This is a genomic window from Evansella sp. AB-P1, assembly GCF_029688925.1.
Classification (GTDB): Bacteria; Bacillota; Bacilli; order Bacillales; family Salisediminibacteriaceae; genus Evansella.
Genome location: NZ_JARUKY010000014.1, coordinates 101934 through 115114 on the forward strand (window position 1 = coordinate 101934; position 13181 = coordinate 115114).

10 protein-coding genes, 16 tRNA genes and 1 pseudogene are annotated in these 13181 nt (G+C 36.5%); 3 read left to right on the top strand and 24 right to left on the bottom strand.

What is annotated here, in order from left to right; all coding sequences use genetic code 11:
* Nucleotides 1-204: 204 nt before the first annotated feature.
* Nucleotides 205-2151, bottom strand: coding sequence for a DUF2075 domain-containing protein (locus QA612_RS15445; protein WP_278284718.1), 1947 nt, complete (start codon nucleotides 2149-2151; stop codon nucleotides 205-207).
* Between the two features lie 318 nt (nucleotides 2152-2469).
* On the opposite strand from QA612_RS15445, the gene QA612_RS15450 reads away from it, so the two are divergent.
* The 3 genes and pseudogenes from QA612_RS15450 (at nucleotide 2470) to QA612_RS15460 (ending at nucleotide 3422) form a co-directional block, all read left to right on the top strand.
* Complete coding sequence (locus tag QA612_RS15450; protein WP_278284719.1) at nucleotides 2470-2745, top strand: hypothetical protein; 276 nt, start codon at nucleotides 2470-2472, stop codon at nucleotides 2743-2745.
* Nucleotides 2738-2968 (top strand): membrane protein insertion efficiency factor YidD, encoded by a 231-nt coding sequence (gene yidD, locus QA612_RS15455; RefSeq protein ID WP_278284720.1) that lies wholly within the window; start codon nucleotides 2738-2740, stop codon nucleotides 2966-2968. The genes QA612_RS15450 and yidD overlap by 8 nt, the downstream gene beginning before the upstream one ends.
* A gap of 218 nt (nucleotides 2969-3186) precedes the next feature.
* Nucleotides 3187-3422: pseudogene (locus QA612_RS15460) on the top strand (hypothetical protein).
* A gap of 359 nt (nucleotides 3423-3781) precedes the next feature.
* Here the strand turns inward: QA612_RS15460 and QA612_RS15465 are convergent.
* From QA612_RS15465 to QA612_RS15575, 23 genes are all read right to left on the bottom strand, one after another.
* Nucleotides 3782-4009: a hypothetical protein gene (locus tag QA612_RS15465; RefSeq protein WP_278284721.1), complete on the bottom strand. Its 228-nt coding sequence runs from the start codon at nucleotides 4007-4009 to the stop codon at nucleotides 3782-3784.
* Between the two features lie 10 nt (nucleotides 4010-4019).
* A complete protein-coding gene (locus QA612_RS15470; protein WP_278284722.1) occupies nucleotides 4020-5276 on the bottom strand; it encodes an ATP-binding protein in 1257 nt (418 codons plus the stop codon).
* Between the two features lie 647 nt (nucleotides 5277-5923).
* Nucleotides 5924-6265, bottom strand: a complete 342-nt coding sequence (locus QA612_RS15475; protein WP_278284723.1) for a hypothetical protein — start codon at nucleotides 6263-6265, stop codon at nucleotides 5924-5926.
* Between the two features lie 232 nt (nucleotides 6266-6497).
* The gene (locus QA612_RS15480) at nucleotides 6498-7199 is read right to left on the bottom strand and encodes a hypothetical protein (protein ID WP_278284724.1); all 702 of its coding nucleotides are present in this window, start codon (nucleotides 7197-7199) and stop codon (nucleotides 6498-6500) included.
* A 620-nt stretch (nucleotides 7200-7819) separates the two neighbouring features.
* Nucleotides 7820-8224, bottom strand: a complete 405-nt coding sequence (gene hepT, locus QA612_RS15485; RefSeq protein ID WP_278284725.1) for a type VII toxin-antitoxin system HepT family RNase toxin — start codon at nucleotides 8222-8224, stop codon at nucleotides 7820-7822.
* A complete protein-coding gene (gene mntA / locus QA612_RS15490; RefSeq protein ID WP_278284726.1) occupies nucleotides 8214-8618 on the bottom strand; it encodes a type VII toxin-antitoxin system MntA family adenylyltransferase antitoxin in 405 nt (134 codons plus the stop codon). Before mntA ends, hepT begins: the two co-directional genes overlap by 11 nt.
* Before the next feature lie 366 nt (nucleotides 8619-8984).
* Nucleotides 8985-9071, bottom strand: a tRNA-Leu gene (locus tag QA612_RS15495).
* A 366-nt stretch (nucleotides 9072-9437) separates the two neighbouring features.
* Nucleotides 9438-10703: a DUF5667 domain-containing protein gene (locus tag QA612_RS15500; RefSeq protein WP_278284727.1), complete on the bottom strand. Its 1266-nt coding sequence runs from the start codon at nucleotides 10701-10703 to the stop codon at nucleotides 9438-9440.
* An 889-nt stretch (nucleotides 10704-11592) separates the two neighbouring features.
* Nucleotides 11593-11681 (bottom strand) — tRNA-Leu (locus tag QA612_RS15505).
* A gap of 23 nt (nucleotides 11682-11704) precedes the next feature.
* A tRNA-Cys gene (locus QA612_RS15510) sits at nucleotides 11705-11779 on the bottom strand.
* 9 nt (nucleotides 11780-11788) lie between these two features.
* Nucleotides 11789-11863 (bottom strand) — tRNA-Gly (locus tag QA612_RS15515).
* Nucleotides 11864-11869: 6 nt separating this feature from the next.
* A tRNA-Gln gene (locus QA612_RS15520) sits at nucleotides 11870-11944 on the bottom strand.
* 8 nt (nucleotides 11945-11952) lie between these two features.
* Nucleotides 11953-12028: transfer RNA gene (locus tag QA612_RS15525), tRNA-His, on the bottom strand.
* 40 nt (nucleotides 12029-12068) lie between these two features.
* Nucleotides 12069-12142: transfer RNA gene (locus QA612_RS15530), tRNA-Trp, on the bottom strand.
* Nucleotides 12143-12164: 22 nt separating this feature from the next.
* Nucleotides 12165-12249 (bottom strand) — tRNA-Tyr (locus tag QA612_RS15535).
* 59 nt (nucleotides 12250-12308) lie between these two features.
* Nucleotides 12309-12384, bottom strand: a tRNA-Thr gene (locus tag QA612_RS15540).
* Nucleotides 12385-12403: 19 nt separating this feature from the next.
* Nucleotides 12404-12479, bottom strand: a tRNA-Phe gene (locus tag QA612_RS15545).
* A gap of 79 nt (nucleotides 12480-12558) precedes the next feature.
* A tRNA-Asp gene (locus QA612_RS15550) sits at nucleotides 12559-12634 on the bottom strand.
* Nucleotides 12635-12658: 24 nt separating this feature from the next.
* A tRNA-Met gene (locus QA612_RS15555) sits at nucleotides 12659-12735 on the bottom strand.
* A 16-nt stretch (nucleotides 12736-12751) separates the two neighbouring features.
* Nucleotides 12752-12827: transfer RNA gene (locus tag QA612_RS15560), tRNA-Val, on the bottom strand.
* A gap of 78 nt (nucleotides 12828-12905) precedes the next feature.
* Nucleotides 12906-12980: transfer RNA gene (locus QA612_RS15565), tRNA-Glu, on the bottom strand.
* An 18-nt stretch (nucleotides 12981-12998) separates the two neighbouring features.
* Nucleotides 12999-13091: transfer RNA gene (locus QA612_RS15570), tRNA-Ser, on the bottom strand.
* A 4-nt stretch (nucleotides 13092-13095) separates the two neighbouring features.
* Nucleotides 13096-13171: transfer RNA gene (locus tag QA612_RS15575), tRNA-Asn, on the bottom strand.
* Nucleotides 13172-13181: the final 10 nt, after the last annotated feature.

Below are 13181 nucleotides of genomic sequence, written 5' to 3' on the forward strand. Positions count from 1 at the left end.
TCCATTAATAAACGCAAACCATTTTATAATTGTATTGAAAAAAAAACACACAAACATTGATATATCAATGTTTGTGTGAACTACCCTCGAAGATTATGAATCAAACATTAAGATTACAAAAGAAAAGATGCCAGTCTCGACGTAGTAAAATATTGCTGCGCCGGTGCTAACACGTCTTGGGTTCGGGACAATCCCTCTGTCCCATTAGTATTCATCAGCTTCTTCCGCGATTTTCATTACTGGTCTGAAAAACTCATTTTCCTGGTAGTTATATTGAATGTCAGCTATTCTTTTTCTGAAGTAGTTTTCTAGATCTTTATCTGTACAAAAGATGAAGCAACCTTTTTGACCTCGTGTCATTAAAGTTCTATACGTATTTCTTATAATTTCGTCAGCAAGTTTTTCTGCCTTTTCAGGGTGTTCTTTGAGCATCTTTTTTAGTCCTTTTAAGGAGTTATCAGTTTTAGCTCGTTTTGTATGATCCGTTTTGATTATACCGTCTCTATAAATTAGGTCATCTCCAATAATTACACCTACATAATCGAACTCCAGGCCTTGACATGTATGAATACAACCAATTTCATTAACAGAATTCTCATCTATAGCCCATGTCTCTGAATTGTTTAAATTCCAACTCATACTAAAATAAAAATCTGGAATTTCAATATCGTGAATGTTTGTATTGGCTTTACCTTCTTTAATCCAGTTCCAACAATAACCAGCAACAAGTCTGGCCTTGTTATTCACCTTATTTAAAGCGTTGATTTCCTTTCGCAAAACAGTTGGATCTGAATAGATTCGAAAATCGTAGCTAGTCCCTAAATAATTTTCATTTGCAGTATCTCGAATTTGTAAAACATCATCAATCCAGCTTAAATAACCATCGGATCCATTACAACGGAACTGTGACTCAAGTTTTACTTTGGTAATCGGTGCTCCTAATGTCTCAGAAAATTTTTCTATTTCACCTATGCTACCAACATCCTTTAAAGTTACTCTTTGTCGTTCATCAATAAAAAAGATAGCTAACTTTGAAGCTTTGATAATTTCTTTAATTTGATTTTCACCTAGATTGCTGAAAAGTCCTGATTTTTCATTTAAACGATGCGCCTCGTCAACGATTAAAACATCATACTCACTTTCCGGCGCGTTTATAAAGCTACCTGAACCAGTAAATAGATTATCAATATGCCCTTTCCTAAAGTTTTGCTTTAATTTTGTTGCATATATATTCCTAGGTGCAGCATTCTTCGTCACATACTGAGCTACTAGACTACGATTTGTAGCCTCAACTAATAAATTTACTGCAAGAACAGATTTACCAGTACCTGGTCCTCCTTCTACTACAAGAACTTGCTTTGTATTTGTACGAACTGCATCATTTGCTAATTGGAGTGCCGTTTCATATACAACTTTTTGATCGTCAATCATAATGAACTCACGATTCCCCTGAAGCATATTATTCAAAGAATCTTGTAGTGACTTAGATGGACGAATTCGCCCTTTTTCTATTTTATATAGTATCTCTTTATTGTCCCCATATTTTATATTACGTTTAATAAAATTCCTTAAGCGTTCTGAATCACCTTTAATAAAAACTGGTGCCTGATCAATATAATATTCATAAATAGAATCTGTTAGAGGGTCATTTTCTCCAACCTTGAGATAATTATGTAAATAAGCACACGGATATAGACTTATATCCTCTTTTTGTGCATTCTCATTATAATCTTTGATTAAGGCTGCATATGACCATGCTTGATAGGAAGGATGTGTTGTTTCCACAAGACCTCTGTTCATAGCTGTTTTAACAATGGCTTCTTTCCCTTCAATCTTTTCAATCTTCTCCCACTGCTTGAGTTCAACCACAACAATAGATTTCCGGGAATCTTTATTGGCTCCAGTTATAAGAAAGTCCACTCTTTTTGACGTATGAGGAATTCGAAATTCAATAGCAACACCAGCATTTTCAGGTATTTCATTATCACTAAGGACCCGATACATATATTGCATCGAGTTATCCCAAGACCTTACCTCCGATCTATTAATCCTACCAACCTTCTCTTCAAAATTACTACATATATTATTAACAAGTTCATCGTGGAAGACATCTTTTAAAAATTCACTTTTCGTAGCTTCATATACGATCATTGAATCACCCTTTCAGGTATTTTATTCTATTATAATGCATTGTGGATATTTTTAACAAAAGTAATCAGTAATTATATTCCACATTCGTGATGTTTTTAGTAAAAAAAGCACTAATCCCCAACACAGTAAAGTAATACTGCGTTTGGGCGATCCCTGGAATGGATGTCACTTTACTCACAGTTGATTTACTTTTTCTCTTAAGTTAAAAAAACTGGGACAGGGACTGACCCTCCAGTCCCCCCTCCATCCCCCCATCAATATTATTCAGCTGAATTGGTTAAGATAATGGATAAATTGCTAGTAGTTGAGGTGGTTTCTTTGTCTAAAAAAATTTCAGAAACAAAATGTACATGTAAAGCCTGTGGTAAGGTTTGGTATTATGGAAAAAATGAGGAGATAGAAAATTTCGGAGAGAAACTTCAAAATTTAGGAAGTGATATGAGTAATACCGGTAAAAATATGATGTGTTGCACCGGATGTTTACCTGCATTATTCATTCCCGAGAAACAAAAAACAGCTGTGAAAGAATTAAATAGCTGCCCGAACTGTGGATCTAAAGCAGTGATTAAGGAAAAGGTTGTCCATAATGTTTAGAAAGTTAATCTTATTTTTCCTAATTTCACTTATTCAATTTTATCAAAAAAAGCTCTCTCCACTTAAGCCGAAACACATAAACTGTAGATTTCACCCTACCTGCTCCCACTATGCAATACTCTCACTTAAGAAATATGGGATTAGAAAAGGAGCAATCAAAACTCTACACCGTCTATGGCGTTGTCGACCTGATAATTATGAGAGTTGTATTGACTATCCATAATATAAAGAAAAATTCGGCTCACCTCTGAGGTTGAACCGGTTTTATTCTTTAAAAGTCATAAGATTATTCCGAATAACTACGAGGAAGAAGATGACGTTACTAGTGAAAATTCATTTGTATCTTCTGTCATTAAAATTGTTTATCAACAGTTACTCTAAAACGATTATAGGACAATGATGTTATATTAAACTTACAATGTTTTCTATGGAGGGATACAAATGGATAACATAGATAAAAGAAATCGATTAAATGAAACTCCTTTCGGTATCGACACAATAAAGATAATACCGTTTTTCTTGAGTATGAAGGAAAACAAGTAAAAATTTTAAAAGGAAAAGATGCCGAGAAATTTTTAAGAAGAATGGACGAAGCTAGTAATGAAAAGGATAGACAATTGATCATGGCGAAGGTAACAGGAAACTTCAAAAGGGGTAATGAACGAAATCATAAATAGAGGAGGATTCCCCCTCCTTTATTTACAAGCATAATCTCCTCATTATGTTTTACAACAGACAACACGTTCAATTTTGGCACCTCATTTCACACTCATTCCTCATTTGTAGATTAATTAAAAAGATACCCGCCCCTAAAAAAAGGTACCACCATATTATTTGGTACACGCCCTGGGACAAGGTCCCTGTCCCTACTGTCCCTAAAGATAGAAGGAAAAACTATCCCGTAGAAGGATCTTGTCGACGTCGCACCTGCCTAATTGTAAAATAATTACCAAATGGATGGAGCCACCTTTGATTGGGTATTTACCTTTTTGGCTCTAAACAAGATAGACAAATAAACTGAAAATTCAAACATTATTTATGCAACACTAATGATTTTAGAACAATTTATCTTTAATCCGAGATCCTTAACAATCTCAAAAAAATCCTGCCGATCTGGTGATGGGAGACGCCGATTAAAAGCTGGAAATAATTCCTTAGATAGATACTTTTTATTTGGATCTGGAAAAGCAGGGTGTAACATATAACCATTTGATTGAGCATCGTTTATCATCATTAATTCATCATTTGATTGAGGTAATTCCACATACCTACCCCTACTCCCCACTCTCTGGGATCAAAATAGTGAACGTCGTTCCTTCGTTTATTTTGCTATTTACCTTTATTTCTCCCTTCATTGCTTTCACAATACTGAAAGCAACCATTGTTCCTAAACCCGTACCATTTTCTTTATTTGTGAAAAAGGGAACTCCTAAACGACTAATTTGATCTGAGGTCATTCCAATTCCAGTATCTGATAGCTTTATAATTACTTTTTTATCTTCCTTGTATACTTTAAACACAAGCTTCCCACCATTTTTCATGGCTTCAATAGCATTTTTTGATAAATTAATTAAGCATTGTTGAAGTTGTTTTTTGTTTCCTAAAATATAGCTCTCGTTAATAAGAAATTCTTTTGTAATAGATGCCTTATGCATTAACGCATAAGGTTGCATTACATTCGCAACATAGTTCACTTCATCGGTAACATTTAATGATTCGAGTTCAATATTCTCGTGTGGTTTTGCAAACGTAAGATAATCTGTAATGATCGATTCAGCACGATCCAATTCTTGAAGGGACAAGTTTATGTAAGTATTCTTCTTTTCTTCATCAATAATTGGTTCCTTCAGCAGTTGGATAAATCCTCTTGTGACTGTTAACGGATTTCTAACTTCATGAGAAATGCTAGCCGCCATTTCACTAAGGCTTTTTAATTTTTCATTATGATATAGTTGCTTTTTCATAGTATCGATAGTAATTAAGTATTCTAGAAAATAAACAGATAGCCCCATTGTTAAAGCTTGTGCAACAACAAAGGAAGATAATAAAACACTCGGAGCATGAAGAATAAAGCCAAACATTGTATGACATGCAATTAAGCTAATAGTCGCAATAAGTGCAAGTAAAGCCATCGTACCAATAATTTTTGTTTTAAGAGAATATGTTTGATATTTTGGTATTAGTAAAAAGAGGAGAATGATTAATAATAATGTGCTATCGAAGAAGGCAATATAAACACCTACCCCACCGAGATAAAAACGGTAAGCTAAGATTACAAGATAAAGAAAAAGTGCAACTTTTTTCCCACCATAGAGGGCTCCCAATACAAATGGAATAAACCTTAAATCAAATAAATGTCCTTCAAAGTTTGTAATCGGGAAATTCATACATATAACAATTGATGTACTAAAAACAATAGCTAGGATGATGTCTTTGTACTTTGAATCGATATTAATATAAAAGATTTGAAAAAATAAGATAGGTATGAGAACAAAAAGTATATTAATTAGTAGATTTTCTATGATAGGCACCTACTTCCCTTGTAAATACCTTAAATTTATCACATAATTCTGAAATAAAAAAGGAATATACTAGGGGGACAGTAGGGACTCTGTCCCTATACTAACAAATCGTGCACCCCCTTCTCAGCAGTGCACAGCTTTTTGTTTTATGCCTAGTAATTGAAGACATGGACACTTACTTTATTCATTGGTGATCTACTCTCCTGAAGTACTGTAGAAACACTGAGAATTGCAAAAGGAACTCTCTCATCTACCGATAAACAAAAATCTCAGAATCGTTGATGTGTAAGCGTCAAACAATCTACACCTTCTTCTTGAATTCCGGTACATGGCATACTTTAATTAAGAAATGAAAGTTAGGAGTGGCGTCATGGACCGAGATGAAAAATATCATATGTGTAAAGAAGCGTATGCACGACTATGAAGCTAGTGGACTTACAGTAAATGACTGGGTATCGGATATGAAGATATTACTGTTCCTCAATTTCACTACTGGCTCAATAAAATTCAAAAAGGAAGATGTTAATCTACTACCTTCTTCAAATGAAACAACTTGGACAACTTCTTGATGTACCAAAAAGGTGCTGACCCTCAGTGCATAATACTTTACTGTACAGGGTAACGGGGATCAGAAAATTTGTGTCACATTCAGTACTCTACTTCTCTTCTATTTTTCTTAATTTAACTAACCTAGACCTTATCGAACCAACGGTTCTTTGGTGTATTTCTGCAAGTTCATTGATAGTTTTGCCGTTATCAAAACCATCAGCCAATAATTTTTCCTCTTGTTCCTCCCACCCTTTTCCTGCATTTTCTGGCAACCGCTTCTGACGTCTTTCACTTTTCTCCAACTGCTCCAACCCTTTTACCGCTAAGTAGAGTGATCTTACAGTATCAGGAGCTTGGTATGGACTATCATGAGGAAAAACTTCTCCTGTGTGTGGATCAATACCATCTGCTAATAGAGTGACAATTTCTATTGCTTTTTTAATTTCCATATTTACCTTCCCCTCAATTTATATTTCCGAAGACTCGAAGGACGTGGAACTATGAACTGTATCCATAACCAACAAAAATACTAAGATACGGTTATTACCTCTTGTTAAAAGATAAAGTAGAATGACATGGGTAATTGCATCCTTCACATTAACCATATACCGGTCTTTTTATCCAGTTTCTCTTTTCTAATTTAATGGGAAGTTTGCTGGTGAAGTGGTTTTACTTGAAGATTTATTTTTGGTGATTGTCTAAGAAGATTTTTCTTTCTATCTGTAGCATGATGGAAAGAACGTGGATGAATGCATCGTGCATGGTTTCATGTTTTAAGTAGTTTTCAAAGTGATACAGCATACAAGAGGCCATTGCTTCTCTTGCTTCATAATCAAAATGATAAAAATCAACAATAGGAAAGTAATCTCCATTACCTAAGGGAATCAACGTTCCGAAAACAATTTCCCCTTTTCTAGGTGGGGTGGCCTCCGGGTCTAGCATCACTACTTCTATCGACTCTCTCGTTAAAATATCTACAACGATAAAATATCCATTGTGAAAAATATGACCTACAAAATAAAATTTAGGAACCGCTTTTTCCCATTCCCTTAACCAAGGTAGTAATATGGGCTTCTTTTTCATCAAAATATAGTTCTCTTCAATAAACTCCTCTACAATACTTACCGTGTCTTTTAGGCTAGACTCATACAACAGACAGCCCCAAAAAAGGTTTAAAAGCATAGATCGATGTTTTTCCATTCTTATCTCATGTTCACCCAAGTATTCTTCTAAGACCGGAACATATGTAGAATAAAATTCTCCAAAGACATAGTTCCTAAATTTGTTTGTTACATCATTAATCATTACTTTCTGAACTTCTTCCGATACAGCATATTCGTGGCGAAAGACTCTTTCATTGTTTTCCATTTGGATAAAATCCACTACCCTTCCACCTTCACTCTTCATTTCCATAAGCACCTACCTTCATAATTTTATTCACATGGGATGCAACAGTTATGCTTCTCCCTTTTTTCCGAAAACGCGAAGGACGTGAAAAAATGACTACATTACCAACAGATGCGGTTATGACCACTTGTTAAAAGACTTGCTCTATAATGACAATATTGAAAGTTCTACAAATAAGCTTTAGTGATTTAATGTTTTTTTGAAAAAATGGGAGAAAACCAGCAGCAAGTGACGGAGCTTGTTGTGGTTGCGTCATTTACCAATAGCATTGGAACTTTAATGTGGGTTTTAAAATGAGGTATTATAGGAGATTTCTACTTCTGATTCTTGTCTCAATCTTAATTCATCATGCTTCTACACTGACTAACGTTACTGAATACATATCCCTCCCTCTTTTTCCTAGCAAAGTAATTCTATCATAGTTAATGGCATCCTTGTCATAGAAACAGTTACAAAAATGTGGATTTTCTATCAGTAGTTGATATCTTTTGTAATACAATAACGGCACAACAACAGATGACGATGAAATCCGATTACTGTGCCTTGTTTGCCTTTTAGTCAAAATAAATGATTAGTAGTATCTCCTAATGAGAAGATCAATAATGAAGAATCACTTTCGTATACTCAGTAAAATCATCAAGATGTTCTTCAAGAATTTTTTGTAATATCACCAAGTTCAACTCTTGATAATCATGGACAGCAATATTCCTAAAACCAACCATGGCTTGCATTTTCTTAGAAAGTGAAACGGAGATAATATCGTGTTCTACCAAAAAAGTAAATGCGTCTCTGCTAGTCTGTGGCAAACCGAGCTTTTTCTCTGCAACAATATGCATAGCAAGATCTATGCTAGCTTCACAAGCCCGCTGCAAATTTAAAACAATCGAGTCTTGTTTTGTAAAATTATTTAAATTAGCAGGTGTATTGGCATATTCCTCATTAATTCGTCTAATACACCTTTCTATTATATTAATTTTATTTAAAATGACATCACTTTTCATAGATAGACCCACTTTCCTCTATATTTCTAATTATGTGGAAACGTTCTTCGTTCAATTTCGCATACATTTTTAGGGTTTTTAATTCAAACTGAGCTTTCTTCTTTTCATCGGTACAATAAATTACTTTACCAGTATGAATGATCTGAGCTTGAAAAACCGTATTTGCCTGATTTAAGTCAATTAAATCAACATTGCGGTTAATTTTACTAGCAAGCTCTTGAGATGTCATGAATAACTCATATTTGCCTATATTCACATCGCTTAAGAAAGCAATATCGAAATCACTATCCTTTTTCAAGTTTCCTTTCACAGTTGAACCAAACATTATGATTAGATATGGAGATGCATTTTCAACTAAATGTTCGACAATGATTTGCAATTCTTTATTATTCATATACATACCTCCATTCCTAACAAGAATAATTCTACCCTAACAGCAAATTACTAGGATATATTGATCTATATTCAATTTCATTGTACCAAATATTTCATATCAATGGGACCTCAGGGACTCTGTCCCTATACTAAAAAAGCTGTGCACTGCCATCACAGCAGTGCACAGCTTTTTGTTTTATAACTAGGAACGGAAGAGATAGACACTATATGTTCTCTGGTGAATTATCCATGAAGTACAATAGAAACACTAAAGCAGGGCGACGAACTGTCTCTCTTTTCCCGAAAAACAAAAAACTCACAAACGTTGATGTATCAACACTTGTGAGTGATTAATCGTTATTAATCTTAGCCTAACTTTATGTAATGGTACCGGTGGTCGGGGTCGAACCGACACTCCCGTGAAGGAACGGGATTTTGAGTCCCGCGCGTCTGCCAATTCCGCCACACCGGCATGTTGATCAATTGCTTCAGCACTATGAAAACGACTTCTAACAAATTATCCTTGGCAATGAATAATTTATTCATAGATAAAGCCAATGGCTATGAAACAAGCCTGCATTTCTATTCGACAAGGAATAATATAACATGAATATGGGATACCTGTCAAAGGTTTTTCAGCTAGCAAATTATGACTGTACTTGCATTAAGAAAAGCGCAAGGCGCCCCAATTCCGCCTAAGTACAGCCTACGTCCTTTAGGCAACGGCTAAATCATCGTCGTCCTGACTCATAGACACCTTTCAAAATAAAAGTTTTATTGATTCTTACCTTTCAACCAAAAGGACTACCTCCCGTTCAGTAGATAGCCCCCCATTTAACTAATTGTTTCTTCCGTTACCATTATTCCCTTTGCCATTACCATTATTTCCACGGTTCTCTTTCTTTTCAGTTGCATGGTCAGGCTTGTTCCCTTGATTTCCTTTAGGATCCTTTTCCTTTTTTTCTTTCTCAATTACAGGCTTTTTATCTTCTCTCTTTTGTTCATTCTTTCTCTCTTCGTTGCGATTTTCCTTTTCCTGACTTACTGCTTCCTTTGCCTTTTCATTCTTTCCGTTCTTCTTCACTTTCTCTTCCGCTTTTTGCTGTCCCTGTCCTTGATTTTTCTTTGGAGCAACACTTGGAGTAGATGCATCCTCAGTAGACTCCACCTTAGCACCCTTCTCAAGATCTCCCATCAAAGAAACAGCTTCCACTTGCTCGTCCTGATCCGTATCTCTAGCTACAGCATCATCTTCTGACTCTATGATTACTGTATCGCTAGACTCACTATTTTCTAGCTCTTCCTCTTGATCCTCTACCACCACACGTTGAGCTTTCCTTTCCAATTTAACAGCTAACTTCCCAAAGCTCTTTTCAATGTTCTTCATTATGGCTGCTTGAGCTCTTGGATTCTCAATTTTCTCTAAAACAGCAAGAAGTGCTGGAATATTGTTTGAAATTCTTGCCTTCGTCTTCTCTATTTCAGAACCTTCCTCCAATCCCTCTTCCTCAATCAACTCATCGTTTGATCCCTCTTGCTCTTGCCCTTCCTCTATCCCTTCATTTTCATCAGCTTCATCAGCTTCATCAGCCCCCTCAACTACCTCACCTGACTCCACTACTTCTTCCTCTTCCACTATTTCTTCACCAATAGCCTCGAGAGCTAGAAGATTCGTTTCGATCGCCCTTTCCAGTAACTCCTCTGCCTTTTCAACATCTCCAGCTAAAATTAACGCATTCGCCTCTGCAAGTCGGTTTTCAGCATGCTGCGCTAATACTGCCCCTTTTTTAACATCATCAAACGATAAAGCTATCTGAATTTGCTCAAATGCTTTTTTAACAAAATAAAAGAAGTTCCCTGGAACTAAACGAGGTTCTGTACTCTCAACCTCTTCTTCCAATTCCTCACCTTCACCAAGCTCATCAACAACTTCCGTACCCTCCTCAACTAAACTCTCTTCAGATTCAATAACTACATCTTCAGTTATAGGAGCCTCACTATTCTCCTCTATCTCCATCTCATCAGCAACCGCCACATTACCACCCAATAATAAACTAACAATCAAAACTGCTGGTATAAATAATTTATGTAATTTTCTATTCAAAATCATATCCCCCTATTAATTTTATATACAAACTATTATTCTAGTTATACCGAATAATCATAGCATGTACAATCGTACGTATTAACTATATTTCTATTATAATTAACCACTTCATTTACCTTTGAAAAACATAAACTCCCTTCTTTTCATCATGTTTTAGAGAAGAAAATACCTCTATATATAGGATTACCTGTAAAACAAGACCATTCATCATTGTGAATTATTTACAATATTCTAGTATATTCATTTAATCTTTTCATAGGTCGAAAGTAGAATTTGAAAGATCACTATGATGAAAGTAAAACCAACTACAATCATCGCATTCCTACTAAAATAAGAATATGTCTGTAAGTTCATTCGTTGAAGTGGTAACAATATGGTAATATTAAGTAACCTAATTAATATTAAATAATAAAGAAGGAGGAGGAATTATGAAAAATAATAATTCAAACTAAGAAGAAAATAATGAAACTAATGTGGACAATAAAGAAGAAAAGTCTGAAGAAAAAAAGTCATGGCGTATTGTAGACATTTTTCTCACTAATGGTCTTTTCCAGATGCTATATGATAGTGAAAAAATACGAAAAGAACAAGATGATAAGAAATTCAAACAACAAGTATACGGCTGTATAGGTGGTATAATATTCTCCATTATTCTCTTTGTTACCCTTATTGTTTTTTTTACATGAGATTTCCCTTCTTTTAGTTTCCGAGAATAAGAGATAGCTTTAAAAATTCTACTAACTTACGTTTTGTATCAAAACTACTTTTTAAATGATCCTCACGCATAAAAAAGCATACAAAAAAACGTTTCTATATTTTAGAAACGTTTTTACTAGTTGTTCTTATTCATGATGAATTATGTATACAAACAAATTAATTTATTAAATGGTGCCGAGGGCCGGACTTGAACCGGCACGATAGTCACCTACCGCAGGATTTTAAGTCCTGTGTGTCTGCCAATTCCACCACCCCGGCAGGACTTATTACAATAAATATTATGGAGGCGGCACCCGGATTCGAACCGGGGGATAAGGGTTTTGCAGACCCGTGCCTTACCACTTGGCTATGCCGCCAATTTTGTCTGGAGCGGAAGACGAGATTCGAACTCGCGACCCCCACCTTGGCAAGGTGGTGTTCTACCACTGAACTACTCCCGCAAAAAATGGCTGGGCTAGCAGGATTCGAACCTGCGCATGACGGAATCAAAATCCGTTGCCTTACCGCTTGGCTATAGCCCAAAACAAAATGGGGCGGCTGATGGGAATCGAACCCACGAATGCCGGAACCACAATCCGGTGCGTTAACCACTTCGCCACAACCGCCATAATTATATATTAATTTAGTTTAGTTTATTTTCCTTACTGGCAGGGGCAGTAGGAATCGAACCCACACTGGAGGTTTTGGAGACCTCTGTTCTACCGTTAAACTATGCCCCTATTAAACGGTAGTATAAAAAAATGGTGGAGGGGGACGGATTCGAACCGCCGAACCCTGAGGGAGCGGATTTACAGTCCGCCGCGTTTAGCCACTTCGCTACCCCTCCAAGAGAGACAATAATTATAATACAAAATATTTAATATTAAGTCAAGACTTTTAAAAAAATGGTGCTGGCCAGAGGACTTGAACCCCCAACCTACTGATTACAAGTCAGTTGCTCTACCAATTGAGCTAGGCCAGCAAGATAATTTGTAAAACAGTGGTGGCTCGGGACGGAATCGAACCGCCGACACATGGATTTTCAGTCCATTGCTCTACCGACTGAGCTACCGAGCCTTAATAAAGTTCTTATAGAAGTAATGCATAGGTTCTAACTTCTCGTTTGTCCCAATCCTATATACCAATTAATTTAAAATGGCGGTCCCGACGGGAATCGAACCCGCGATCTCCTGCGTGACAGGCAGGCATGTTAACCGCTACACCACGGGACCACATATTAATACTAAATGAAAATTTGGTTGCGGGGGGCGGATTTGAACCACCGACCTTCGGGTTATGAGCCCGACGAGCTACCAGACTGCTCCACCCCGCGACGTTATAAAAATTTTTGGTGGAGGATGACGGGTTCGAACCGCCGACCCCTTGCTTGTAAGGCAAGTGCTCTCCCAGCTGAGCTAATCCTCCAATGTACAGGACGTGCTAGTACTTGCGTTACAACAGGATGTTGTGTCTTTAGCAAGTAGTCCTATAAATAATTTTAAGTGGTGACCCGTACGGGATTCGAACCCGTGTTACCGCCGTGAAAGGGCGGTGTCTTAACCACTTGACCAACGGGCCAAATAATAATGTTTTTTATGGCGGAGAGCGAGGGATTTGAACCCTCGAGACGGCTCTAAACCGCCTACACGATTTCCAATCGTGCTCCTTCGGCCACTCGGACAGCTCTCCGTAATGGCTCCACAGGTAGGACTCGAACCTACGACCGATCGGTTAACAGCCGATTGCTCTACCAACTGAGCTACTGTGGAATAATATAAA

What these genes read in the sequence shown, in the direction of transcription:
- QA612_RS15445 (WP_278284718.1), bottom strand. Translation starts at nt 2,151, where the DNA reads ATGATCGTATATGAAGCTACGAAAAGTGAATTTTTAAAAGATGTCTTC.
- yidD (WP_278284720.1), top strand. Translation starts at nt 2,738, where the DNA reads ATGTTTAGAAAGTTAATCTTATTTTTCCTAATTTCACTTATTCAATTT.
- QA612_RS15475 (WP_278284723.1), bottom strand. Translation starts at nt 6,265, where the DNA reads ATGGAAATTAAAAAAGCAATAGAAATTGTCACTCTATTAGCAGATGGT.
- hepT (WP_278284725.1), bottom strand. Translation starts at nt 8,224, where the DNA reads ATGAAAAGTGATGTCATTTTAAATAAAATTAATATAATAGAAAGGTGT.
- mntA (WP_278284726.1), bottom strand. Translation starts at nt 8,618, where the DNA reads ATGAATAATAAAGAATTGCAAATCATTGTCGAACATTTAGTTGAAAAT.